Raw genomic sequence first — 26093 nt, 5'->3', positions numbered from 1 at the left:
CTTCTTTTGAATTGCGCATCAGTCCGGCAGAAGGGGTTTTCTTTTGTTTGTCATTTAAGCCCCTTCATCCTCGTCGGCGTCCGGTTCGTCGGTGGTCGAGTCGTCATCGTCCGCGCTGCCACCCTGACCCTGGTCACCGGGTTCCGATTCGGATTTGGCGATCATCAGATTACTGTTCCCCACCTGTCCGCTCGATGCCTGCTCACCGTGGTCCGGGCACTCCGCCCACGCCCCCGCCGACAGGCCAACGGACAGCATCACCAAAACCTTAAACAACAGCACAATGCGTTGAACAATGCTCATAGCCGATTCCATCCTTCATAAGTGAGGCGTGGGTGCCTGTCTGGCGCTGAATGAAATTTAGTTCCGATCAGCGCGGTTCTCCAGATAGGACGCTAACGAATGGACGGAATGCCGTTGGCGGGGAGATTGGTTTTGAATAATGCCTATAACCAGATCAGCTAAGTGGAGCGGGCTCGCCGTGCGCCGAGGAGAGAACCCGTTGCCGCTCCGACAAACGCGTTGCTTGATAAAACAGCGGTATGGACAACACCGCCAGAGCCGCGCTTGCGAGCCAGACACTGTGGCCACCGAAATGACCGTAAAGCTGCCCGCCAAGCACAGGCGAAAGCAGTGCACTCGCACTCCAGCACATGAAAAAAAGGCCAAAGTAGTGCCCGCTTTTTCCTCCTTGCGCATGCTGCATGACCAGCACATTCAGGGGCGGCATGAAAAGCGCTTCGCCAAGCCGGCGTTTTTCAAGGTAGTTGTCGCGTCAACCGTTCAACTATGCCGCTCTTTTCTCGTCCTGCTGCTCCCGATCCGGATTCAGCATCACCGCTCCTATCGGCTCCCAGTTCCGCGTCTGGCCTGACCAACGTTCCGGGCTTTTCTTGCGCGCTCGCTGGTACAGTTCATGCCGCCGCGCCAGGATCTGCTGGTCCAGCCCTCGATGCCGCTCCGTCGGTGTCACGAAGCGGATCCGGCTATGCCGGTGCTCGTTGTTGTACCAACGCATAAAATCTCTCACCCACGCGCGTGCGGCGTCCAAGCTGGCAAAACCCTCCTGCGGCCATTGCGGGCAATATTTCAGCGTTCTAAACAGCGACTCCGAGTACGGATTGTCGTTGCTCACTCGCGGTCGGCCACGGGACGGCGTGATACCCAGGTCGTACATCTTGCTCAACAGCGTCAGCGATTTCATCGGCGCACCATTGTCCGAGTGCAGCACCAGCGGCTCGTGTAAACACTGCTCGCCGATCACGCTGCGTTGCAGCAGCGCAGCCGCTTTTTCGCCGCTTTCTTCTTCGTAAACTTCCCAGCCCACGGCCTTGCGGCTGTAAATATCTTCGATCAAATACAGGTAGTAGTACTTGCCGCGTATCGGCGACGGCAAATACGTGATGTCCCACGACCACACCTGATTGGGCGCTTTGGCGACATGCGTCGTCGGTGCCGCATGCCGTCTGGGTCGCTGGCTACGGCCCCGATGATGTTGCTGACCGGCTGCACGCAGGATGCGATAAAACGTCGCTTCCGACGCCAGATAACGCCCCTCGTCAGCCAGCCTCGGTACGATCTGACTCGGCGGCAAATGGGCATACGCAGGGCTGTTACACAGCGTCACGATCGCTTGTCGTTCGATCTCGCTCAACGCATTACGCGGCGTGGGCCGCACGGTGGTTGTGCGGGCATCGGCTTGAAGATCCTCACTCTGCGTCCATCGCTGCAAGGTTCTGAGCGACAGCCCCACCTCTTGGCACGCTCTGATTTTTCGAGCACCGGCCTCGATGGCTTCGATCAACCAAGCCACCAACAACTGCCGTTCCGGCAAAGAGGTCAGGTGTCCTCGTTGTCGATCCCCCAGTAATCGTTGAGCTTTTTTCGCAGCACCAACAACGCGGCGGTTTCGGCCAGCGCCTTGTCTTTACGCAGCAGTTCGCGCTCAAGTTGCTGAATACGTTTCTTGTCCTTGCGAGATTGTTCGCGGTCGACCTTTTGTTGGTTCTGAACACTCTGCTGCCCCGTGATACAGGCTTGGCGCCAGGCGCTGACGTGTTCGGGGTACAGACCTTTTCGTCGGCAGTACTCACCCAGTTCGAGCTGCGACAGACCGGCGGTTTCAAGGACGACAGCGAACCGGGCTTCAGCAGACCAGTTCTCGGGGAGTGGCTTGTCTTCAGGCACTGCGCTTCCTTCAGAACTGACCTTCTTGCGCCAGTTGGACAAAGACATTTCGCTAACCCCTTCACGCCGGGAAACCTCGGCCATCGTCAGGTTCAGCGGGGGAAGCAGCATCTTGAGTAATGCGGCTTTGCGTTCAGGTGAATAGTACGGCACGACCAGTCTCTTTCCGCCCCCGATATGCTTTTTCAGGAAAATTCGGAGAGGCGACAACTATCCTGACACCGGGGGAAGCGTCCAAATCACAGTCGATAAGCAGACATAAAGCACCCCGGAACCCAAGGGCAACATCCCGAGCCCGCAGGCCAATAACAGGCTCCCTGCCAGCAGTTGCCGACGCGCGCCCCATTGCTCACTCCAATGAGATAACGGTATTTGCAGCACCACCACCAGCACCGCATTGAGTGCAAATTGCCACCCAATGACTTCAGTGCTCAACCGGTAGTACTCGAATAAATAGTTGCCCAACATGCTGTAGACCGGGTCAAAGGCCAGGCCGAGCACGACAGAAGCCGCCAACAACCAAAGGAATGGTTTATCTCGATACGGGACGCATGAGCCTGAAGCACTATCAGACACCTCATCCGGCATCAGAACCGGTCGATGCCATGTCGTCCGGACAAACCAGAGCAACGCCAACAGTGTCATGACCGCACTGGCAAAAAACACCCAGCGAAAATCAGTCTGCGCCAAAACCCCACCGACCACCCCTGCGACAGCCATACCCAGGTTTCTGGCAACACGACTCAGTGACTGTGCACGAGCGCGCTGCGCAACCTGGCAATATTCCATGATCAAACGCTGATGAAGCGTTCGAATCGCACCATCGAGTACACCGCTGAACAGCAGCAACCCAGCCAGCCAAGGCACTTCAGTGACCAGCCCCAACAAGAGCAGTACCCACGCCGAGACAAAAAACAACGCCGCAGTGAGCCTCGCCGTGGAAAAGTGATCACTCAGCAGTCCACCCACCATTGACCCTATCAGCAAGCCGGCCCCGTAACCGGACAACAACCAGCCAACAGTTTCAATCGCCAGCCCCAGTTCCTGGCGCAGGTACAGCGCCATGAACAGTTTGACCATGGTGCTCAACCGATTGATGAAGAGCAGCGCCGCCAGCACCCAGGCCATTGGACAGAAGTAGCCATCTAACCGAATCAGGTGTGTGAGCCGACTGGTCATTCCATTGATCCCTTGTGCTCCTGCTCGCGGAAAGTCGCTGCTTGTGAAGTGTTCTCTGAACACTAGACTTCAACGGTGTCGTTGTCTCGGGTAAAAACGCCAGTAACGGAAAATCGGAGTCCAGCTACAGAATCAGGAAAAAAGACCTACAGAAAACACCCCTCACCCCAGCCCTCTCCCCAAAGGGGAGAGGGGGAAAGGGAGCAAATCTTCATCGCTTTCAAGACCTGAGTTCGACTCGGTCTTTCAGGTCGATGTAGCTCCAAGAACACCTCGATCAGTCCCCTCTCCCCCCGGGAGAGGGCTAGGGTGAGGGCGGCGATTCACCAGCTAATAAAAAACCCCGAGGCTCACACATCGGGGTTTCCGGTTTCTCAGTTCAACGCTTAATGATGCTCACGCGTCGCACGGAACTTCACATCCGGCCAGCGCTCTTCCATCAGCGCCAGGTTGACTCGGGTCGGAGCCAGGTAGGTCAGGTGACCGCCGCCGTCAATCGCGAGGTTTTCCACAGCCTTGATCTGGAACTCTTCAAGCTTCTTCTTATCGCTGCAATCAATCCAGCGCGCGGAATAAACGGTGATCGGCTCGTAGGAGCACTCAACCTTGTATTCCTCTTTCAAGCGACTGGCGACCACATCGAACTGCAGCACACCGACGGCGCCGAGGATGATGTCGTTGCTGCGCGTGGGGAAGAACACCTGGGTCGCGCCTTCTTCCGCCAGTTGCTGCAGACCCTGACGCAGTTGCTTGGACTTGAGCGGATCACGCAGGCGCACGCGACGGAACAGTTCCGGGGCGAAGTGCGGGATACCGGTGAAGCCCAGGACTTCGCCTTCGGTGAAGGTGTCGCCGATCTGGATAGTGCCGTGGTTGTGCAGGCCGATGATGTCGCCGGCGAATGCTTCTTCCAGTTGCTCACGCTCGGAGGAGAAGAACGTCAGCGCGTCGCCGATCCGCACGTCTTTGCCGGTGCGCACGTGGCGCATCTTCATGCCTTTTTCGTACTTGCCGGAGCAGATACGCATGAAGGCGATACGGTCGCGGTGTTTGGGGTCCATGTTCGCCTGGATCTTGAACACGAAGCCGGCGAATTTCTCTTCAACCGGTTCCACGGTGCGCTCGTTGGCGACACGGGCCAGCGGTTTCGGCGCCCAGTTGACCACGGCGTCGAGCACGTGATCGACACCGAAGTTGCCCAGTGCAGTACCGAAGAACACCGGGGTCAGTTGGCCGTCGAGGAATTCCTGTTGATTGAATTCGTGACAGGCACCCTGCACCAGTTCCAGCTGATCGACGAAGCGATCGTACTCGTCGCCCAAGTGCGCGCGGGCTTCATCGGAGTCGAGCTTCTCGATGATTTTCACGTCAGTCCGCTCGTGGCCGTGGCCAGCGGTGTACACGATGATGTAGTCGTCGGCGAGGTGATAAACGCCCTTGAAGTCGCGGTAGCAACCGATCGGCCAGGTGATCGGCGCCGCCTTGATCTTCAGGACCGCTTCGATTTCGTCGAGCAGTTCGATCGGGTCGCGAATGTCACGGTCGAGTTTGTTGATGAAGCTGACAATCGGCGTGTCACGCAGACGGCAGACGTCCATCAGCGCGATGGTCCGTGGCTCTACACCCTTACCGCCGTCGAGGACCATCAATGCCGAGTCAACCGCCGTCAAGGTGCGGTAGGTATCTTCGGAGAAGTCTTCGTGGCCCGGGGTGTCGAGCAGGTTGATCATGTGATCGCGATACGGGAACTGCATGACCGACGTGGTAATGGAAATACCCCGTTGTTTTTCCATTTCCATCCAGTCGGAGGTGGCATGGCGGTCAGATTTGCGAGATTTCACCGTGCCAGCAATCGCAATCGCCTTGCCCATCAGCAAGAGCTTCTCGGTGATGGTGGTTTTACCGGCATCGGGGTGGGAAATAATGGCGAAAGTGCGGCGTTTCGCGACTTCGGCGGCCTGTTTGGTCATGGGAAATCGCCTGGCAGGTGATTCAAAAAAGGGCGGCGAGTATAGCGCAAACCGAGCCTAACGGACCACCGCTCGCCCTGTCGCCAAAGGCAAACGACGGGACCGAAGGGACATCAAGGGTGGCTAATTGCTGCTAAATATGGAACCTTTTAAAAGGTGGAGGCGTCCACTCCCCTGTTACTGCACTCGTACCAGGGGCTGAAAAATCAGCAAGTTGGCCTGACGAGGCTGCGCTTATGGCTCGATTCATGTCCCTTTGAGGACATAGAACGCGCTGCTTCTCGCGAACGTTGTTTTCCCGGCAGCCAGGAATGGCATTGCCACACGGGACTGCGTTCGCCGACAAAGAAAAAAGGAGTCCGCCTGTGGCTATTCGCTATGGCAAAGGGCTGATAGGAGGTGCGGTTGTCGTCGCCCTTCTGGCCCTGCTGGTCCACTGGATTGGCACCAACACGATCGAACATTACCGCGACGATTTGTTGTTTTACCTGCAAGCTCATCTGATTCTTGTCCTCGTTTCCATGCTCGCCGCCCTCGTTGTGGGCATACCCGCCGGCATCTTCCTCAGCCGCCCGACCATGGTTGGACGCGCCGAACGCTTCATGCAGATCTTCAACATCGGCAACACCGTGCCGCCTCTTGCCGTACTGGCCATCGCCCTGGGTATCCTCGGCATCGGCAGCGGCCCCGCGATTTTCGCCCTGTTCCTCGCCTCGCTATTGCCGATCGTGCGCAACACCTATGAAGGCCTGAAAAACGTTCAGGGATCGCTCAAGGAAGCGGCCGTCGGCATCGGCATGACGCCGACTCAGGTGCTGTGGCGGGTCGAACTGCCGAACGCCGTGCCGATCATCATCGGAGGCGTGCGCGTGGCCCTGGCGATCAACGTCGGCACCGCACCGCTGGCGTTCCTGATCGGCGCCAACAGTCTGGGCAGCCTGATTTTCCCCGGCATCGCCCTGAACAATCAGCCGCAACTGCTGCTCGGCGCGGCATGCACCGCCCTGCTGGCCTTGCTGCTCGACGGACTGGTGACACTCGCCAGCCGCCTCTGGCTCGAACGCGGCTTGCGCCCGTATTAAGCCTCGGCAAAGGAATTTTTATGAAAAGACTGACCTTATTATTGGGCTGCGTCCTGCTGTTCGCAGGATTTGCCCACGCCGCTGAAAAACCCGTGATCCGCATTGGCGCCCGGGTGTTCACCGAACAAACCCTGCTGGCGGAAATCACCTCCCAATACCTGCGCACCAAGGGTTACGACACTCAGGTGACCGGCGGTCTGGGCAGCAACCTGGCTCGCAGCGCCCACGAAAGTGGCCAACTGGATTTGATGTGGGAATACACCGGCGTGTCGCTGGTGGCTTACAACCATGTCACTGAAAAGCTCGACAGCGCTCAGTCCTACGCCAAGGTGAAAGAACTCGACGCGAAAAAAGGCCTGATCTGGCTCACCCCGTCGAAATTCAGCAACACCTACGCCCTGGCCCTGCCGGAAAACACCGCGAAGGCCTACCCGCAGATCAACACCATCAGCGAGCTGAACACGGTAATGCAGGCTGAGGCGAAGACCCATCACCTGGTGGCGCTGGACACCGAGTTCGCCAACCGCTCCGACGGTCTGGACGGCATGGTGGACCTCTACGGCATGAACCTGACCCGCAAAAACATCCGCCAGATGGATGCAGGGCTGGTCTACACCGCCCTACGCAATGGTCAGGTGTTTGCCGGTCTGGTCTACACCACTGACGGTCGTTTGAACGCTTTCAAGCTGAAACTGCTCGAAGACGACAAGCACTACTTCCCTGACTACACCGCCGCGCCGGTGGTGCGTCAGGTCTACCTCGACGCTCACCCGAAACTCGCCGAAGAACTCAAGCCGCTGGCTGAACTATTCGACGACGCCACCATGCGCCAGCTCAATGCGCGGGTCGATGTCGATCACGAAAGCCCTTCATCCGTTGCCGCCGATTTCCTGCGCCAGCACCCACTCAACTAAGGAGGAAAAGACATGGAATTTCTGAACGCCTTTTTCCATCTCGACTGGCCGCTGGTCCTGCAACTGACCGGGCAGCACATCACCCTCGTCGGTATTGCCGTGACCTTGGCGATTCTGGTCGGCGTGCCGCTGGGCATCCTGATGACACGCTTCCCGACCCTCGCCGGCCCGTTGCAAGCCAGCGCCACGGTGCTGCTGACGGTGCCGTCGATTGCGCTGTTCGGCCTGCTGCTGCCGTTCTACTCCAAGTTCGGCCAGGGCTTGGGGCCGATGCCGGCGATTACCGCGGTGTTTTTGTATTCGCTGCTGCCGATCATGCGTAACACCTACCTCGCCCTGACCGGCGTCGAACCGGGCATTCGCGAAGCCGCCCGCGGCATCGGCATGACCTTCGGCCAGCGCCTGCGCATGGTCGAGTTGCCGATCGCCGTGCCCGTGATCCTCGCCGGCGTGCGCACCGCCGTGGTCATGAACATTGGTGTCATGACCATCGCCGCGACCATCGGCGCCGGTGGCCTCGGTGTACTCATTCTCGCTTCCATCAGCCGCAGCGACATGTCGATGCTGATCGTCGGCGCCGTGCTGGTCAGTCTTCTGGCCATCTTCGCCGACCTGCTTCTGCAATGGCTGCAACGCACGCTGACTCCAAAAGGATTACTCAAATGATCGAACTTCAAAACCTCAGCAAAACCTTCCAAAGCAACGGCAAAGATGTGAAAGCCGTGGACTCGGTAAGCCTGACCGTCAATGAAGGCGAGATCTGTGTGTTCCTCGGGCCATCGGGCTGCGGCAAAAGCACCACGTTGAAGATGATCAACCGCCTGATCAAGCCGACCTCCGGCAAGATCCTGATCAACGGCGAAGACACCACCGACCTCGACGCCGTGACCCTGCGCCGCAACATCGGTTATGTGATCCAGCAGATCGGTCTGTTCCCGAACATGACCATCGAGGAAAACATCACCATCGTTCCGCGCCTGTTGGGTTGGGACAAACAAAAATGCCACGACCGCGCCCGCGAGTTGATGAGCATGATCAAGCTTGAGCCCAAGCAATACCTGACTCGCTACCCGCGTGAATTGTCCGGTGGCCAGCAGCAACGGATCGGCGTGATTCGTGCGCTGGCAGCAGATGCGCCGTTGCTGTTGATGGACGAACCGTTTGGCGCGGTGGATCCGATCAACCGCGAGATGATCCAGAACGAGTTCTTCGAGATGCAGCGGGCGCTGAACAAGACCGTGATCATGGTCAGTCATGACATCGACGAAGCGATCAAGCTGGGCGACAAAATTGCGATCTTCCGCGCAGGTAAACTGCTGCAGATCGATCACCCGGACACGCTGCTGGCGCACCCGGCGGATAACTTTGTCAGCAACTTCGTCGGCCAGGACAGTACCCTCAAGCGTCTGTTGCTGGTGAAAGCCGAAGATGCAGCGGACAACGCACCGTCGGTGAGCCCGGAAACGCCAGTGGCTGAAGCCCTGGAGTTGATGGACGAGCTTGACCGTCGCTACGTGGTGGTCACTTGCGCCGACAATAAAGCACTGGGCTACGTGCGCCGTCGCGACCTGCACCGTCAAACCGGCACCTGCGCGCAATACCTGCGCGAGTTCAACGCCACTGCAGCCTACGACGAGCATTTGCGCATCCTGCTGTCGCGTATGTACGAGTTCAATCGCTCGTGGTTGCCGGTGATGGATGCCGAGCGGGTGTTCCTTGGGGAGGTGACCCAGGAATCGATTGCCGAGTACTTGAGTTCCGGTAAGTCCCGTGGGGGCAAGACCAGCATTGTTTCGCCGGCCGAGACAGCGTTGGCCTGATCTGACGTCTTCGCGGGCAAGCCTCGCTCCTTGGATTTGTGTCGTGCGTCTATTTTTTGCACGACACCGAACCTGAGCGAGGCTTGCCCGCGAATGGGCCGCCACAGATCCCTCTGAAACACCTCAAATCGCGCTGCCAGGGGAACATCACACTGTCATGCAGGTCGGTTACATCAGTAACTGTCCGGGACCGCACGACGGATGTGTGCAAAAACGCGACATTTTTTGTTGATCTCAAGCCCCTCACGCCCTAAAGTTCGCGCCGAACGTCCATGCTGGAAACGATCCATCCGGCTCAAGTACTGACGACGAGACAGCAAGGCCAAGGGAAGCACCGCCTCCCGTGGCCTTTTTGCTTTCGGCGACATGCCTTGGGAAGTAGGCGAACCAAAGTGGGGATACGGAGGACGTTCATTTGCACCCATTGATTAATCTAGTTTGCCAGTAGGAGTTCCCAGCATGTCGATCAACGTCGAAGACTATTTCGCGCGCGATACCTTCCAGAAAATGAAGGCCTTCGCCGACAAACAAGAAACCCCGTTCGTGGTGATCGACACCGCGATGATCAGCCAGGCCTACGACGACCTGCGCGCCGGTTTCGAATTCGCCAAGGTCTACTACGCGGTCAAGGCCAACCCGGCCGTCGAAGTCATCGACCTGCTCAAAGAGAAAGGCTCGAACTTCGACATCGCCTCGATCTACGAGCTCGATAAAGTGATGAATCAGGGCGTTGGCCCGGATCGCATCAGCTACGGCAACACCATCAAGAAATCCAAGGACATTCGCTACTTCTACGAGAAGGGCGTGCGTCTGTATGCCACCGACTCCGAAGCCGATCTGCGCAACATCGCCAAGGCTGCACCGGGTTCGAAAGTCTACGTGCGCATCCTCACCGAGGGCTCGACCACCGCTGACTGGCCTTTGTCGCGCAAATTCGGCTGCCAGACCGACATGGCCATGGACTTGCTGATCCTCGCCCGCGACCTGGGCCTGGTGCCGTACGGCCTCTCGTTCCACGTTGGCTCGCAACAGCGCGACATCAGCGTCTGGGACGCGGCGATCGCCAAGGTCAAAGTGATCTTCGAACGCCTGAAAGAAGAAGACGGCATCCACCTGAAGCTGATCAACATGGGCGGTGGCTTCCCGGCCAACTACATCACCCGCACCAACAGTCTGGAAACCTACGCTGAAGAAATCATCCGTTTCCTCAAGGAAGACTTTGGCGATGAGCTGCCGGAAATCATTCTGGAGCCAGGCCGTTCGCTGATCGCCAACGCCGGCATCCTGGTCAGCGAAGTGGTGCTGGTTGCACGTAAATCCCGTACCGCCGTCGAGCGATGGGTGTACACGGATGTAGGCAAGTTCTCCGGCCTGATCGAAACCATGGACGAAGCCATCAAGTTCCCGATCTGGACCGAGAAGAAAGGCGAAGTGGAAGAAGTGGTTATCGCCGGCCCAACCTGCGACAGCGCCGACATCATGTACGAAAACTACAAGTACGGTTTGCCGCTGAACCTGGCGATTGGTGATCGTTTGTACTGGCTGTCGACGGGTGCGTATACCACCAGTTACAGCGCGGTTGAATTCAATGGCTTCCCGCCGCTGAAGTCGTTTTACGTTTAACCCCGTATAGACTGTATAAAAAACCCGTGATCGCTCACGGGTTTTTTTATATTTACATCGATAGACACCCCACTTTCCAACCACCAAAAAAAGTTACAGATTAATCAACTGACAACATCCAAAGTAAAGTTATGCTGCGCACTCAGCCCATTACTTGAAAAGGATTTCAATCATGCAACTCAATGTCACAACCACTGCATCTCCACCGATTATCACAAAAAGCGACATCGCACGAATCAAAGAATACATCAGCACTGTAAAAGCACTTCCGATCACCATCGGAGAAGTTCAAAAGCTCTTGGAAAGCGAAGCCACTGGCATTGCCAACCTAGAGCCTTATGACATTGTCAGTACTTTTACTAAAATCATTAATAACGCGAATAGCTGGAACGATATCGAATTATCGATGAAAAAAGTTGCCAGTGGCCTTAATGCTTTTCATGCGGACCTCTCCTCCTTCGGGAAAGATATTATCGACGCTATTGTGACAATGCCTGGTTACAAAAACTACCTCGGCACTCTCGACGGGCTGACCGAAGAAGAAATCGCCAGTCTTCCACCTTTGAAAGTTGGACAAGATGAGAAAAACAGGTTCCCCACTATCAAAGACTCCATCCACTTTATTGCCAGCTCAATTGAACAGAAAAGGATGAGTAGCACTGACATTCAGCTGCGTCTCGGCGCTTTCAAAAATGAGTTGAGCAATGAGATATCGGTAATGATTGGCGAAAAGCTGAAGCTGGCCGGCGGTCATGAATTGAATGCCCAGATCACCAAACTCAATGCCGACATTGATGCAGCCCAGCAATTGGTCGATGAAAAAACCCGGGAACACGAGCCCAATTTTTTCGACTATTTCATGGCTGTCGCTTCCCCGGTGGGGAGCCTTTACATGCGGACGAAAGCACTGCTTCAAGACGTTCACGTCGCCCCCTTGATTCGTCAGAGGGATGAACTCACCGAGCAAGTCCGCAAGAAGCATGTGCTCACGGGAACGTTGCAGACGCTGCATAATCGTCTGTACAGCGTAGACACTTACATTATCGGTGCTGTCAGCAGCACCGCCCTGCTGGAAACCTTGTGGATCACAATTTCCGAATATATCGACTCGTCAAAAAACAAAATTGATGGCATTCACGAATTCCTGTCGTTAAGAACATTTGTTACGAGCCTACGGGTTGTTCTCGAAGACTGGAAAAAAGTGGATGCTAACGCAAAAGCCCTTACCACTGCATTCGACTGACTCTACCATTCCTCCCTTTAGCAAAACCCTCCATAAATAAGGATATTTATGACAACTCTATTGTTTACCGCACCTGATATGTCGCTGATTCGTGACAGCCGGGAAACTATCCGTTATCAAGCTATTATCGGCTCTGCAGACTTATATATTGAAGCGCTTAGAAATGAACTTCTTAAACTTAATGCCGAGATCACCAGCACGGACCAGGCAGTCTCCAGGACATTAACTTCTGCCATCATCAGCCTGGATACCAAAGCGCTGCGTGATACGCTGGAAGCGCTGGTCGCACTGACAGAAGACGAAACAAATGCAGAGACTGAAAAAGTCATTCAATCCTATACAAAAATCGCCGACCAATTGATCACAATGTGCACAGAAAAGCTGGATGAGTTACAGACGGAATTGAGCCACGCTGTCTTCAGTGTCAAAAACGCCCCCATCAGTAATAACAGGTTCAGAATTGCCGAATTAGCGGAAGCCCGCGAGGCACTGGCCGCAGAGTTGGACAAAGAAAAGCCACCTGTGGATTTGCTTCTCGAAGATGAAAAGACCCTGAACAAAGCGATCAGCCTGTTTGAAAGTCTCACCTTTATCGATCGCCTGAAACCGCTGTTTGCGCAACTGACCGGGATGATCGGCACCCAACCTGAAACGCCTGAAACCGCAGCAATGAAGGCGGGCCTGGTGGTCGCGAACAAGCTTCTTGATGAGGCTAACGAACTGATCAAATACCAGGGCTTGATCAAAGCTCGAACGACGCTGCGGGTCCGCCTCAACGCGCGCCAGGAACGTCTGGACTCGCTGGTCGCACAGATGAGTGACAACGACAAGAAGACCAAACAGCTGAACGATACAAAAAAAGTGATCGAGCCCCGAAACATTTATGCGGATGAAACGAGCAAAATCGTTGAGTCACTGTCGCAGCTTCTGGATGCGATCACCCAGGATGCCGAAAACGACATCATCAAAAAGGGTCATCAACTAGTAGCTCATGCGAAGTCTTTTACGCCACACCTTGAAAACCTCAGAGGTCAGTGGCTGCGCGGTTAATTCAGTTGTTGAGCGAGTTGGGTCGCCCGTTGCTGATATTGCTGAGCCATTGCGCGAATCCCGGGATGTGGAGCGTTGAGTAACGCTTCCCCGCTTACCCGCAGAAAGTTCTGGTTACCGTCGGCCAATGCCCGGCGTAACCAGGACATTGCTTCGTCAACCTGCCCTTCACCTGCCAACAGCGCCGCGTAACTGAACTGACCTCGAAAATCCCCGCCTTCGGCAGATCGTTGATACCACTGCCGTGCCGCGAGTGGATCGGCAAGGCAAACCTCACCATCTTCCAGATAACGTCCCAGCAGATTCATGGACTTCGCATGGCCCAATTCGGCCGCCTGTCGATACAGACTCAAGGCTTGCAGCTGATTCACCACCACACCACGTCCAGTCGCCAGCAGATTGGCGTAGTTGTACATCGCCCAATCCAGTCCCGCTTCAGCAGCCTGACGATAATGCCTTGCGGCTACCGAGGCATCGGTGACGCAACCCCAGCCATGTTCATGACAACGACCGAGCATGTTGCGCGCCATCAAATGTCCGCCCTGGGCGGCGATCTCGAACCAGCGCACGGCCAGCGGCTGATCCCGTTCGATGCCCTGCCCGTCCAGCAGAATCTGCCCCAACAGTGCCTGAGCATCGAGCACGCCTTCGCGGGCGGCGAGCAGAATCGCCTGAGCCGCCCGCGCCGGGCTTTCCTCGAGCATTGATTTGAGCCGATCACCGTCGAGGACTTCCTCTCGGCGTAAACGAAAGTCTGACACTTACACCTCGACCCAGCGACGCAACAGGTTGTGGTATGTGCCGGTGAGGCGAATCAGCGAAGGGTGATCGGGCATGTCCTGGGTCAGCTGCTGGATCGCTCCGTCCATCTCGAACAACAAGGCGCGCTGGCTGTCTTCGCGAACCAGGCTTTGGGTCCAGAAAAATGAGGCGTATCGGGTGCCGCGGGTGACGGCATTGACCTTGTGCAGGCTGGTGCCGGGGTACAAGACCATGTCACCGGCGGGCAACTTCACCCGTTGAGTGCCGAAAGTGTCCTGGATTTCCAGTTCACCGCCGTCGTAGTCGTCCGGCTCGCTGAAGAACAGGGTGGCCGACAGATCGGTGCGCACCCGCTCGATGCTGCCCTTGGGCTGGCGCACGGCGTTGTCGATGTGAAAGTCGAAACTGCCGCCGGCCGTGTAACAGTTCAGTAACGGAGGAAAAACTTTGTGCGGTAACGCCGCCGACATGAACAGCGGATTTTTCCACAGCCGTTCAAGCATCGCCGCGCCGACTTCCTTGGCCAGCGGGTGACCTTCGGGCAGTTGCAGATTGTGCTTGGCTTTGGCCGACTGGTAACCGGCGGTGATCTTTCCATCAGCCCAATCTGCCTGCTCCAGAGCTTCGCGGATGCGCTGCACTTCTTCTTTCGCGAACACGCCGGGAATATGCAGCAGCATGGGGATGACACCTGAAGACAAAGAGGCGGCAATGGTATTGATTCTTATTGCCCGTGTAAAACCCCCACGACGAACGAGACGCCAAAAACCGTAAGGGTAAATTGTAAAGAATGTAAATTTAATGCGAATAGTAAAGTTTCGCAATTGATACAAATACCTGTTTACCCTATATTCCGCGGCCTCAAATCCTTGGGGAGGGGAATTCTCATGTCACGCCAACAATTACAATTACCGGTCAGTTCACCGCGTTTGCTCGCGTCTGCAATTGGCGTGGCGATCACTGCCGGCTCTGCGGGCCACATGGCTTTCGCGGCTGAACAGGCCGACGAAAAAGCACCGAGCAATGTGATTTCCCTGGGCGCTACCGCTATCAACGGCGAAGCTCAGGACGAGACCTCCTACAAGACCGATACCTCGGCCAACAAGAAGTACACCGCGCCACTGCGTGAGACGCCGAAAAGCGTCACCGTGATTCCGCAACAAGTGATTCGCGACACGGGCGCCACCAGCCTGGTCGACGCGTTGCGCACCACACCGGGTATCACGTTTGGTGCCGGTGAAGGCGGCAACCCGGCTGGCGATCGTCCGATCATTCGCGGCTTCAACGCAGAAAGCGACGTGTTCATCGACGGCATGCGCGACCCGGCCTCCCAGAGCCGCGAGATCTTCAACGTAGAATCGATCGAAGTCAGCAAGGGCCCGGGGTCGGCCTTCACCGGCGCGGGTTCCACCGGTGGCAGCCTGAACCTGGTGAGCAAGACCGCCAAGCTGGGCAATGCCTACAACGGCGGCTTCACCTGGGGCTCGGACCAGACCAAGCGCACCACCCTCGATCTGAACCAGCAGATGACCGACACCTCGGCCTTCCGTCTGAACCTCATGAAGCATGAAGCCAACGTCGCCGGCCGTGATGCCGTGGACGTCAGCCGTTGGGGCGTGGCACCTTCCTTCGCGTTCGGCCTGGGTACCGACACCCGCCTGACCGTCGGCTACTACCACGTCGAAACCGACGACATGCCCGACTACGGCCTCCCGTTGACCTTGAGCCCCAACCGCAGCAAGTACAACGTCGATAAACCTGTGCATGTTGATCGCGACAACTTCTACGGCCTCACCGGTCGCGACTATCGCCAGACCAGCAACGACAGCGGCACCCTCAAGATCGAACACGATCTGAATGATGACCTGACCGTCTCGAACAGCTTCCGCATGTCCCGTTCGACCCTCGACTACATCGTCACCAACCCGGACGACAGCAAGGGCAACGCGGTCAATGGCAACGTGTATCGCGGCGCGAAAAGCCGTAATTCGACGTCCAGCGGCTGGATCAACCAGACTGACCTGAGTGCCAAGTTCAACACCGGCGCCATCGAACACAGCCTGGTCACCGGCCTTGAGTTTTCCTATCAAGACACCCACAACCGCCCGTACATCCTGACCTCGACCGCCAGCGGCACCCGCTGCAACCGTGCCCTGTTCAACTCCGGCGACTGCACCAGCCTGCAAAACCCGACGCCTGGGGATAACTGGAACGGCAGGATCACCGACAGTGCCGCGTTCACCGACACCGACACCAAAACCGCTGCGGCCTACGTGTTCGACACGCTGAAGTTCAACGAGCAATGGTCCCTGAACTTGGGCCTGCGTTATGACAACTACCAGGTCGAATCCAGCGGCCACGCGAACGCTAGCAGCACCGCTCCAGCGAACGACTTCTCCCGTGAGAACACCAGCGACCTGGTCAACTACCAGATCGGCGTGGTCTACAACGTGTTGCCTAACGGCAGCATCTACGCGGCCTACTCCACCTCCAGCAACCCGTCCGGTGAAACCAGCGGCAACGGTGGCCTGGAACTGGCGGCGAACAACAGCGATCTGGACCCGGAAAAGAACCGCAACTACGAGATCGGCACCAAGTGGGACTTCTTCGGTGACGACCTGTCGCTGACCGCCGCACTGTTCCGCACCGAGAAAACCAACGCCCGCATCAACGATCCGGACGGCGGCACCACTCAAGTGCTGGACGGCGAACAGCAGGTCAATGGCCTGGAACTGAGCTACGCCGGCAAGCTGACTCGTAACTGGAGAGTCTTCGGCGGCTACACCTACATGGACAGCGAAGTGGTCAAAACCACCCTCGCCGCCGATGAAGGCAACCACATGCCAAGCACTCCACAGAACAACTTCACGTTCTGGTCGACCTACGATCTGGTGCCGGACAAGTTGACCGTCGGTGCCGGTGCGACCTACGTCGATTCCCAGTTCGGCAACGTCGTCAACTCGGTGGAGATCCCGTCCTACTGGCGTTACGACGCGATGGCCAGCTACCGCCTGACCAAGAACGTCGACCTGCAACTCAACGTACAGAACCTGACCGACGAGCGTTACTTCGACCAGATACTGCAGAACCACTACGCCCACGTGGCGGCGGGTCGTACCGCCCTGCTGAGCGCCAACTTCCACTTCTGATAGAAGCGTGAAGACCAAGGCCCCGTTCATCCAGGTGAACGGGGCTTTTGTGCGTAAAAAAGAATGTTTCTCGACAACCCACGGCATAATGCGCGCCGTGATGATTATTTCCGAACGAACAAGGCGAGCGACGTGTTGAAGAAAACCCTGTTCCAGTTGCACTGGTTTTTCGGCATCAGCGCCGGACTGGTCCTGGCCCTGATGGGCATCACCGGGGCGACGGTGTCGTTTCAGGATGAAATCCTGCGCGCGCTGAACCCTTCTGTGTTGCAGGTCGAGAAGCAGGTCGCTGGCGTCCTGCCGCCCGTTGAGCTGGTGGAGAAAATCGAGGGTGCATCCGGCAAGAAAGTCGCGATGCTCTGGGTCGAGACTGACAGCGGCAACGCCGCGCGGGTGTCCTTTACCCCGCCACCGGGTGAACGCCGCGGCGAGATGCGCTACTTCGATCCGTACACCGCCGAGTTCATGGGCGATGCCACTGGCCAGGACTTCTTCGGCCTGATGCTGCAACTGCACCGCTTCCTCGCCATGGGCGATACCGGTCGGCAGATCACCGGCGCGTGCACGCTGATTCTGGTGTTCTTCTGCCTGTCCGGTCTGTACCTGCGCTGGCCACGTCAGTGGAAAAGCTGGCGCGCCTGGCTGACCCTCGACTGGAAGAAAAAGGGCCGCAGCTTCAACTGGGATTTGCACTCGGTGGCCGGCACCTGGTGCATGGCGTTTTACCTTCTGGCGGCGCTGACCGGGTTGTCCTGGTCCTATGAGTGGTACAACAAGGGTCTGACCCAATTACTTTCCGACTCGCCGCAGAACGAGCGTGTTCGGGGCGGTCGTGGCCCTGCACCGAGCGGCCCGGCGCCCACCGCCGATTACGCAGTGATGTGGAGCAGCATCTACAGCGCTGCCGGTCCTGCACTGAGCGCCTACAACATCCGCATGCCGCCCGTGGCCGGGCAGCCGGCCAACGTGTTCTACCTTTTGAGCAGCTCGCCCCACGACCGCGCGCAGAACCAGATCAGCCTCGATCCGGTGACCGGCATCGTCAAACGGCATGACCGCTACAGCGACAAGAGCCTCAAGGCGCAACTACTGACCAGCATTTACGCGCTGCACGTCGGCAGCTACTTCGGCATTGTCGGGCGGATTATCCTGACAATTACCGCGCTGACCATGCCGCTGTTTTTCGTCACCGGTTGGTTGTTGTACCTCGATCGTCGACGCAAGAAAAAGCAGATCAAGGATACCCGCAAAGGTCTCGCGCAACCGGGTAGCGACGCTCCCGCATGGCTGATCGGCTTCGCCAGCCAGAGCGGGTTTGCCGAACAACTGGCGTGGCAGACCGCCGGGCAATTGCAGGCAGCCGGATTGCCGGTGAAGGTTCAGCCGCTGGCGGATGTCAGCGAACAGGATCTGCGTGATTCCGGCAATGCGCTGTTCGTGGTCAGCACCTTCGGCGACGGTGAAGCGCCGGACAGTGCCCGCAGGTTTGAGCGCAAAGTGCTGGGCCAGGCATTGAGCCTGGAAAGCCTGAACTACGCCGTGCTCGGCCTCGGTGATCGGCAGTATCAGCACTTCTGCGGTTTCGCCCGAGGCTTGCACACCTGGCTGGGCGAGCATGGCGGCAAGACCCTGTTCGCGCCGGTAGAAGTCGACAGCGGCGACCCTTACGCCTTGCGTCACTGGCAGCAACAACTGGGTCTGCTGACCGGACAGGCGCCCGTGGACACTTGGCAAGCGCCAAGCTATGACAACTGGAACCTGACCCGCCGTGAGTTGCTCAACCCTGACAGCACGGGTTCAGGCGTGTACTTGCTGGGCCTCACAGCCCCGACCACAAGCAGCTGGCTGGCCGGTGACCTGGTGGAAGTGTTGCCGCGCAATTGTCCGTGGGCGATCGAACATTTCCTCGATGGCCTGGGCATTGACGGTCGGGCCACGGTGACGCTCGATGACCTGTCGCAACCTCTGGAGCAAGCCCTCGCCAGTCGACAACTGCCCGAGAACAGAACCCATCTGGTCGGCCTGCACGCTCAGGCACTGGTGAATGCCTTGGTGCCCCTGGCCATGCGCGAATACTCCATCGCCTCGATCGCCGCCGACGGCATCCTCGAACTGATCGTGCGCCAGGAACTGCACCCCGATGGCAGCCTGGGCGTCGGCTCCGGCTGGTTGACCGAACACGCTCCTGTGGGCGGCACCATCAGCTTGCGCGTACGGCGCAACAGCGGTTTCCACCTGCCAGTCGAACCGGCACCGATGATCCTGCTGGGCAACGGCACCGGCCTGGCCGGGCTGCGCAGCTTGCTCAAGGCGCGGATCGCCGATGGGCAGCAACGTCATTGGCTGTTGTTCGGCGAACGTCATCGGGAACATGACTACCTGTGCCGCGCCGAGCTTGAGGAATGGCTGATTTCGGGGGATCTGGAGAAGTTGGACCTGGCGTTCTCGCGGGATCAGGCCGAGAAGATCTACGTGCAGGATCGACTGCGCGAGTCGGCGGGCGAGTTGAAAAAATGGCTGGCCGAGGGTGCGGTCATTTACATCTGCGGCAGCTTGCAAGGGATGGCGTCGGGGGTGGATCACGTGCTCAACGAAATACTCGGAATGGCAGAGGTCGACCGCCTGATCGAGCAAGGCCGCTACCGACGCGACGTCTACTAATAGCCCCCTCACCCTAGCCCTCTCCCCAAGGGGCGAGGGGACTGACCGTGGATTTCTTTAGAAATTTTGCGACCTGAAATTACGCGTCGAACTCAGGCTCTGAAAAGCCCCCGATTAGCCCCCTTTCCCCCTCTCCCCTCTGGGGAGAGGGCTGGGGTGAGGGGTCGATTTCAAGTCGTCCCCAAAATCCCGACTACAGTAAAACCTCCATCCCCCCTTCACACGGACGTGAAGCATGCCCACCCGCCCCACCTCCAACCAACGCCAATTCGCCCGCTATCTGCGCACCAATCAAACTGACTGCGAACTCCTGCTCTGGCAAAAACTTCGTTCTCGGCAAATCGCCAATCTGAAATTTCGTCGACAGTTTCCGTGCCCGCCGTACATCCTGGATTTTTATTGCGTGGAACTGAAGTTGGCCATCGAACTGGATGGTGGTCAGCATTACGAGACAGCGGCAAAAATACATGACCGGCGTCGAACGCTTTACCTTCAGCAGCAAGGTATTGAGGTAGTGCGGTTTAGCAATCTGGAGGTAATTGAGCGGATGAGTGAAGTGCTTGAACAAATCATGAGGATTGCTGTGAATCGAACGTCGTGATTCTGATCTTAAATCCCCCCTCACCCTAACCCTCTCCCGGAGGGCGAGGGGACTGACCGAGGGTTTCTTTAGACATTCTGCGACCTGAAATTCCGCGTCGAACTCAGGCTTCAAAAACGATGAAGATCTGCCCCCTTTCCCCCTCTCCCCTCTGGGGAGAGGGTTGTGGTGAGGGGTGGATCTATCAGACTGGCTGCAGCTTCTGCTCAAACACCCCAACCCCATCCAGATCCCGCAACACCACACTCATCTCCCCCGTCTGCCCATCAATATTCACCTCACCAAAAAACTGAAACCCGGCAAACGGCGAAGTGTTCTGTGCCGGTGGTGCTTTCTCGAATACCACCTGCGGGCCAAAGGTTTTATCCAGCGGATTAGGTCCGAAGCTCCCCGCATTCAAAGGCCCGGCGACAAATTCCCAGAACGGTTCGAAATCCTGAAACGCCGCACGCTCCGGATGGTAGTGGTGCGCTGCGCAATAATGCACATCCGCCGTCAGCCAGACAAAATTGCGCACCTGCTGCGCCCGCAGGAAGCCCAACAACTCGGCGATTTCCAGCTCACGCCCCTGGGCCGGACCCGGATCACCGTTGGCCACGGCTTCCCAACGCGCCACACCGGGACTGACTTCACCATCCGGTACGCCGAGACCAATCGGCATGTCGGCAGCGATGACTTTCCACTGGGCATTGGAGGCCTTCAATTCACGCTTGAGCCAGTCCAGTTGTTCACGGCCGAGGAACGGCTTGGCGGCACCCAGGTTGTCGTCATTGGCTTCGCGATAGCTGCGCATATCGAGCACGAACACATCGAGCAACGGACCGTAACTGAGCTTGCGATAAATCCGCCCACCGCCATCGGCACTCTGCAACCGCATCGGTGCGTATTCGAGCCAGGCCTGACGCGCGCGACCGACCTGGCTGTGGATATCTTTACTCTTGTAGCGCTCATCGAGTTGCTTGCCCGGCGACCAATTGTTCACCACTTCATGATCGTCCCACTGCCAGATCTGCGGGACCTCGGCGTTGAAGCGGCGGATGTTTTCGTCCATCAAGTTGTAGCGGTAATTGCCGCGATATTCATCGAGGGTTTCCGCGACTTTGCTCTTGGCTTCAGTGGTGATGTTGCGCCACACACGGCCGCTCTCTGTGGTGAGCTGCGCAGGTACGGGACCGTCGGCGTAGATGGTGTCGCCGCTGTGGATAAAGAAGTCTGGCAGGCGCAAACGCATCGCTTCGTAGATACGCATGCCGCCGATGTCCGGGTTGATGCCGAAGCCCTGGCCGACGGTGTCGCCGCTCCAGACGAAACGGATGTCGCGACGGGTTTGCGGCACGCTGCGCAGATGGCCAAACCACGGTTCGCTGGCGACGCCGCTCTGGGCGTCTTCGAAGTGCACACGGTAGAAAATCGCCTGGTCGGCGGGCAGGCCCGTGAGTTCGACGCGGGCAGTGAAATCGGTATTGGAATCGGCCAATGGCGAGACAAAACGACGAGGGTTACTGAATAGGCTGCGGGTGTCCCATTCCACCACCATTCGCGCCGGGCGATCGCAGCGGCTCCAGATCATCGCCCGGTCACCCTGCACGTCACCGGACTGCACGCCATCGGTGAGTTGCGGACGATCCTTGACCGAGGCAATGACCGCCGGTGCCAGGCCTGGCAACAGCAGCCCGGCACCGACGGCTTGTATGACACGACGACGGCCGAGGTCGAATTCGCTCATGGTGTTCTCCCTGAAAAGGAAAACTTAAACATGTACGCATGACGTCCATGTGAAAACGCTCCCACAGTATCCGGCGACTAGCCGGGCGGATCCAGATTATCCAGCACCCGGTTCACCGCCAGTTCTCCCAACATGATCGACTGCTGAATCCCCAACATCGTGTTGCTCTGTGATCCATGCAGAAAGCTCGCGAAGTCACTCGCCATGACATTCGCTGATGCCAGCGATTCACACGCGTATTCCAGCAACGTCCGGTTGTCGGTTTCGGGGGCGATGAAGAAGATTTTGCTGGGTGTGCGTTGAGTCTGGTTGATGATTGCAGCGTTGGGATCGGATGGAGCGACCGGATCGGTGTCCGGCGGGTTTGGCATAGATTTGAACATTATTTGGGGTCCTATACGTGAGAGCTACCACTGCCTCTCTACTAATAAGAAGGGTGGCAGCTGTGCGCAGGTTAGTAGACCGGGGACCCAGGAAGCCGGCGCGCCCGAGGGCGCCCTACGCACAGCCACCATAAAGTACAGGGATGGGATACCTGACTGTCTGGTGCGCTATACGCCATGGGAAACCACGGGCTACTAAACCCGATCACTGATGGGCAGTGACGAGAACCAAGTTACCGACAGCCCCTAAGGCGCACAAGCCGGCGGATTCTGGCGCAGTTGTAGGCAACGACGCAACGTCGTGTAGCCCTCAGGACGACGGCATTTTGATGCAAAACATCGCGATTTCCGAAGCCATATGCCGGACTACAGTCGATCCCAAGCTATTCCCCTCTCCCGCTCGCAACACCATGAAATAGGAAATTTCAGCGCCGCTTTTAGGAAACGTCCTAACGCCTACGCCTGAGCGTCCCGGATAGGGTCGAGGCAAACCCGGCTACACGCCGGGATTGCCCAGGGACGAACAAGAAGCGCTGATGAAAAAGCTCGGTTTCCCGGAATCCCCGGACTTTCTGCACGCCCCAAGACAACTACCCACCAGGGAGGAGATCCAGGCCTTCCAGGATGCGGGCGCAGCAGTATCTGCCAAGAACGAAAAGCATGAACTGGACGCCAACGCCCGGCTCAGCGGTTGTGGCGACTGGTGCAGCGGTCGGGACAGTTGCGCTATTGATGCCGAACACCAGCATTTCGCCAGACAGTGCCTTTTACCAAAATGAGCAATACGCAATGCTGGATACGGGGCGAACCCGTGTCCGTATCAACGTAAAGACATTGCCGGATGGCTCAGTCAACGCTTACGGCTTTTACACAGGCGGGAAAAAAGACTGGGAGTTTGTCCCGGTCATCAAGGCCACTCAAGAAGGCGAGAAGTTTGTTGCTGACATCGGCAACGGCATTGGCCTGACCTGGACGCCCGCGGCAAATCCTGACGACGCCCCAACGGTCCCCGCCCTGGAAGGCGCCCCACCGCTGCCGACGATCTGGGTCTACCCGCCCACCGAGCAGGCCAACAAGATCCTGGTGAACCCGGAGCATCCGCCCGAGTATCAGGATGCGATCATCTGGTTTCCTGCCGACGCGGGGCTTGAGCCGATTTACATCGTGCTCAACGCTCGGTATGAGCCGGGTGGCGTTACGGGGATGGGTGAGGATGTGGCAGGGATTTGGCTTGCTGGGGCAGGCACCGGGCTAGGCGCCCCCATTCCAACGCGGATTGCGGATGTGCTACGAGGACAAAACTTCAGAGACTTCGACGCTTTCAGGGCCGCGTTTTGGACCGCCGTTGGAAATGATCCCGAGCTACTCAGCCAGTTCAAACCGACTAACAGAGGCAAGCTCTTGAATGACAAAGCACCATTTGCCCAAAGGCCGGAACACAACGGAGAAAACGCTCGCTACGAAATACATCATATTGAGCACATCAAGAATGGAGGTGCAGTTTATGACGTGGATAGTCTCTCCGTAGTTACACCGAAGCGGCACGTCGAAATTCACCGGGAGGACAGGCAATGACCATAAAAAGTAGTGTTTCAGATTACACAGAAGAAGAATTCATCGGGATGCTTCAACGCATCCTAGGGAACGATGAAAGCGAAGAGGAAGAGAACAAGCTTGTGCATCACTTCAACACCATATGTGGGCATCCTGCAGGCTCTGACTTGATCTTCTACCCGGAAGACGATGCTGATGATTCGGCAGAAGGCATCACACGCAAGATCAAGGAATGGCGTGCAGCTCAGGGCTTGCCGGGATTCAAAGAAAAATGAAGCATGACGACGTTACCGGGACATGACACAGAAATCTGCCAACACAGCAGATCCCTTGTGGGAGAGGCGGTGCGGCGATCCGACTTGCTCGCGAAAGCGGCCTGACAGCCAATATATTTAGTGAATGTCAGCCCGTCTTCGCGAGCAAGCCCGCTCCCACAGGGTTTGGTGTCAGGCCTTGGCTGGTTCGAGTGCCAGCTCAACAACTTCCGGTCGCTTGAGCAGCGCATACGCCACCGCCGTCAGCAAACTCCCCGCCACAATCGCCAGCAAATACAGCAGCGCATGGTTGATCGCATTCGGGATCGCCAGCACGAACAACCCGCCGTGCGGCGCCATCAGTTTGCAGCCGAAATACATCGACAACGCCCCCGTCAGCGCACCACCGGCAATGCTCGCAGGGATCACCCGCAACGGGTCCTTGGCGGCAAACGGAATCGCGCCTTCGGAGATAAAGCACAACCCCAATACCAACGCGGCTTTACCGGCCTCGCGTTCAGCCTGGGCGAACTTGCGTCGCGCGATAAACGTGGCGATACCCAAGCCAATCGGTGGCACCATGCCGGCCGCCATGGTCGCGGCCATCGGTGCATAACTTTGCGACGCCAGCAGCCCCACCGAGAACGCATACGCGGCTTTGTTGATCGGCCCGCCAAGGTCGACGCACATCATCCCGCCCAGCAACACACCGAGCAGAATCGCGTTGGTGGTGCCCATGCTGTCGAGGAAGTGCGTCAGCCCTTCGAGCATCCCTGCCACCGGTTTACCGACCACGTAGATCATCACCAGACCGGTGAACAGACTCGCCAGCAACGGGATGATCAGAATCGGTTTCAGTGCCTCAAGACTTTGCGGCAAGCGCGCATAACGATTGATCGCCTGCGCCGCGTAACCGGCGATGAAACCGGCAATGATCCCGCCGATAAAACCGGCGCCCAAGGTGCTTGCCAGCAGACCGCCAATCATCCCCGGCGCCAGGCCCGGGCGGTCGGCAATCGAGTAGGCGATGTAACCCGCCAACAGCGGCACCATCAGCTTGAACGCGGTCTCGCCGCCGATCTGCATCAGGGCTGCCGCGAGCGTGCCGGGCTCCTTGAAGGCCGTAATGCCGAACACGAACGACAAGGCGATCATCAGACCACCCGCCACCACCATCGGCAGCATGAACGACACGCCCGTCAGCAGGTGTTTGTAGACACCGGTTTTCTCTTGCCTTGCCGGGCCTTTGGCACCGGTCGATGCGGTTTCCTGCGTGCCTTCGGCCAACGCCTTGTTCAGCGTCGCCTCGGCCTGTTTGAGGGCGATGCCGGTGCCACAACGGTAAATCTTCTTGCCGGCGAAACGCTCGGTGGCGACTTCGATGTCCGCCGCCAGCAGCACCACATCAGCATCGGCAATGGCGTCGGCGCTCAAGGGATTGCGCGCACCGACCGAACCCTGGGTTTCCACTTGCAGGTCGTAGCCCAGACGCTTGGCCGCTTGCTGCAAGGCTTCAGCGGCCATGAAAGTGTGAGCAACGCCGGTCGGGCATGCGGTGACTGCAACCAGTCGCGGCGCATTTTTTACCAGGGCAGCAGGCTCGGCGACGACGTCGGGCGCGACGTGGACTTGAGCTTCTTCAGCACCGCGCCGTAGCACCGCTTCAACATCTTGCAGGGCTTGCGCCGGAGTGGTTTGGAAGACCCGTTTGCCGACGAATCGCGACATATCCACAGGCGCGCTGGTCACCAGCAACACCCACTCGGCCGCCTCGATTGTGGCCGCCGACAATTGACGTTCAGGGTGCGCGGCATCGTTGACTTCGACACTGGTGCTCCAGCCCTGACGCTGAGCCGCTGCATCGAGCAAACGGGCGCACAACACACTGGTGACCATGCCATTCGGGCAGGCAGTAACAATCGCTAACTTCATTAC

At 57.8% G+C, this 26093-nt stretch carries 20 protein-coding genes and 2 pseudogenes; 12 read left to right on the top strand and 10 right to left on the bottom strand.

The window, feature by feature from the left end:
* Positions 1-54 precede the first annotated feature (54 nt).
* The 5 genes and pseudogenes from ACYZT7_RS05380 to ACYZT7_RS05360 all read right to left on the bottom strand — a co-directional run bounded on the left by ACYZT7_RS05380 (position 55) and on the right by ACYZT7_RS05360 (position 5336).
* Entirely contained in the window at positions 55-303 is a 249-nt protein-coding gene (locus tag ACYZT7_RS05380) for a hypothetical protein (protein ID WP_462040238.1), read from the bottom strand.
* Between the two features lie 154 nt (positions 304-457).
* A pseudogene (locus ACYZT7_RS05375) lies at positions 458-748 on the bottom strand (MFS transporter); the annotation flags it as partial.
* A gap of 39 nt (positions 749-787) precedes the next feature.
* A protein-coding gene (locus ACYZT7_RS05370) for an IS3 family transposase (RefSeq protein WP_462037356.1) occupies positions 788-2340 on the bottom strand; the annotation gives its coding sequence in 2 pieces (ribosomal slippage) (positions 788-1878 and positions 1878-2340; 1554 coding nt in all).
* 75 nt (positions 2341-2415) lie between these two features.
* Positions 2416-3366, bottom strand: a pseudogene (locus tag ACYZT7_RS05365) (MFS transporter); the annotation flags it as partial.
* 386 nt (positions 3367-3752) lie between these two features.
* Entirely contained in the window at positions 3753-5336 is a 1584-nt protein-coding gene (locus tag ACYZT7_RS05360) for a peptide chain release factor 3 (RefSeq protein ID WP_131062973.1), read from the bottom strand.
* Positions 5337-5701: 365 nt separating this feature from the next.
* On the opposite strand from ACYZT7_RS05360, the gene ACYZT7_RS05355 reads away from it, so the two are divergent.
* The 7 genes from ACYZT7_RS05355 (at position 5702) to ACYZT7_RS05325 (ending at position 13068) form a co-directional block, all read left to right on the top strand.
* The gene (locus tag ACYZT7_RS05355) at positions 5702-6418 is read left to right on the top strand and encodes an ABC transporter permease (RefSeq protein ID WP_462040237.1); all 717 of its coding nucleotides are present in this window, start codon (positions 5702-5704) and stop codon (positions 6416-6418) included.
* A 20-nt stretch (positions 6419-6438) separates the two neighbouring features.
* Positions 6439-7332 carry a glycine betaine ABC transporter substrate-binding protein gene (locus ACYZT7_RS05350; protein WP_462040236.1) on the top strand — a complete coding sequence of 298 codons (894 nt, stop codon included), beginning with the start codon at positions 6439-6441 and terminating at the stop codon, positions 7330-7332.
* Between the two features lie 12 nt (positions 7333-7344).
* A complete protein-coding gene (locus ACYZT7_RS05345; protein WP_462040235.1) occupies positions 7345-7998 on the top strand; it encodes an ABC transporter permease in 654 nt (217 codons plus the stop codon).
* Entirely contained in the window at positions 7995-9152 is a 1158-nt protein-coding gene (locus ACYZT7_RS05340) for an osmoprotectant ABC transporter ATP-binding protein OsmV (protein ID WP_462040234.1), read from the top strand. The genes ACYZT7_RS05345 and ACYZT7_RS05340 overlap by 4 nt, the downstream gene beginning before the upstream one ends.
* 459 nt (positions 9153-9611) lie before the next feature.
* Positions 9612-10775, top strand: coding sequence for a type III PLP-dependent enzyme (locus ACYZT7_RS05335; protein ID WP_462040233.1), 1164 nt, complete (start codon positions 9612-9614; stop codon positions 10773-10775).
* A gap of 172 nt (positions 10776-10947) precedes the next feature.
* Entirely contained in the window at positions 10948-12018 is a 1071-nt protein-coding gene (locus ACYZT7_RS05330; RefSeq protein ID WP_462040232.1) for an alpha-xenorhabdolysin family binary toxin subunit A, read from the top strand.
* Positions 12019-12066: 48 nt separating this feature from the next.
* Positions 12067-13068: an alpha-xenorhabdolysin family binary toxin subunit B gene (locus tag ACYZT7_RS05325; protein WP_462040231.1), complete on the top strand. Its 1002-nt coding sequence runs from the start codon at positions 12067-12069 to the stop codon at positions 13066-13068.
* Here the strand turns inward: ACYZT7_RS05325 and ACYZT7_RS05320 are convergent.
* Positions 13065-13772, bottom strand: coding sequence for a tetratricopeptide repeat protein (locus ACYZT7_RS05320; RefSeq protein WP_462041741.1), 708 nt, complete (start codon positions 13770-13772; stop codon positions 13065-13067). The two genes, ACYZT7_RS05325 and ACYZT7_RS05320, sit on opposite strands and share 4 nt — an antisense overlap.
* A 57-nt stretch (positions 13773-13829) precedes the next feature.
* Positions 13830-14510, bottom strand: a complete 681-nt coding sequence (locus tag ACYZT7_RS05315) for a Fe2+-dependent dioxygenase (protein ID WP_008148973.1) — start codon at positions 14508-14510, stop codon at positions 13830-13832.
* Positions 14511-14717: 207 nt separating this feature from the next.
* Here ACYZT7_RS05315 and ACYZT7_RS05310 point away from each other — a divergent pair, with 207 nt between their 5' ends.
* The 3 genes from ACYZT7_RS05310 to ACYZT7_RS05300 all read left to right on the top strand — a co-directional run bounded on the left by ACYZT7_RS05310 (position 14718) and on the right by ACYZT7_RS05300 (position 20241).
* The gene (locus ACYZT7_RS05310; RefSeq protein WP_462040230.1) at positions 14718-16979 is read left to right on the top strand and encodes a TonB-dependent receptor; all 2262 of its coding nucleotides are present in this window, start codon (positions 14718-14720) and stop codon (positions 16977-16979) included.
* A gap of 132 nt (positions 16980-17111) precedes the next feature.
* Complete coding sequence (locus ACYZT7_RS05305; protein ID WP_462040229.1) at positions 17112-19640, top strand: PepSY domain-containing protein; 2529 nt, start codon at positions 17112-17114, stop codon at positions 19638-19640.
* Positions 19641-19875: 235 nt separating this feature from the next.
* The gene (locus ACYZT7_RS05300) at positions 19876-20241 is read left to right on the top strand and encodes an endonuclease domain-containing protein (RefSeq protein WP_462040228.1); all 366 of its coding nucleotides are present in this window, start codon (positions 19876-19878) and stop codon (positions 20239-20241) included.
* A gap of 184 nt (positions 20242-20425) precedes the next feature.
* On the opposite strand, the gene ACYZT7_RS05295 is transcribed toward ACYZT7_RS05300, so the two are convergent.
* Positions 20426-21967: an alkaline phosphatase D family protein gene (locus tag ACYZT7_RS05295; RefSeq protein ID WP_462040227.1), complete on the bottom strand. Its 1542-nt coding sequence runs from the start codon at positions 21965-21967 to the stop codon at positions 20426-20428.
* A 77-nt stretch (positions 21968-22044) separates the two neighbouring features.
* The gene (locus tag ACYZT7_RS05290) at positions 22045-22350 is read right to left on the bottom strand and encodes a DUF6124 family protein (protein WP_462040226.1); all 306 of its coding nucleotides are present in this window, start codon (positions 22348-22350) and stop codon (positions 22045-22047) included.
* Positions 22351-23010: 660 nt separating this feature from the next.
* On the opposite strand from ACYZT7_RS05290, the gene ACYZT7_RS05285 reads away from it, so the two are divergent.
* Entirely contained in the window at positions 23011-23925 is a 915-nt protein-coding gene (locus tag ACYZT7_RS05285; RefSeq protein ID WP_462040225.1) for an S-type pyocin domain-containing protein, read from the top strand.
* Positions 23922-24179, top strand: coding sequence for a bacteriocin immunity protein (locus tag ACYZT7_RS05280; RefSeq protein ID WP_111450450.1), 258 nt, complete (start codon positions 23922-23924; stop codon positions 24177-24179). The genes ACYZT7_RS05285 and ACYZT7_RS05280 overlap by 4 nt, the downstream gene beginning before the upstream one ends.
* Before the next feature lie 171 nt (positions 24180-24350).
* Here the strand turns inward: ACYZT7_RS05280 and ACYZT7_RS05275 are convergent, their stop codons facing one another.
* Complete coding sequence (locus tag ACYZT7_RS05275; RefSeq protein WP_462040224.1) at positions 24351-26090, bottom strand: PTS fructose-like transporter subunit IIB; 1740 nt, start codon at positions 26088-26090, stop codon at positions 24351-24353.
* Between the last annotated feature and the right edge of the window lie 3 nt (positions 26091-26093).

The sequence above is a fragment of the Pseudomonas sp. RT4P38 genome, from assembly GCF_054897765.1.
The sequence above is the reverse complement of the archived record's forward strand: the minus strand, read 5'-3'. Positions and strand labels throughout refer to the sequence as shown.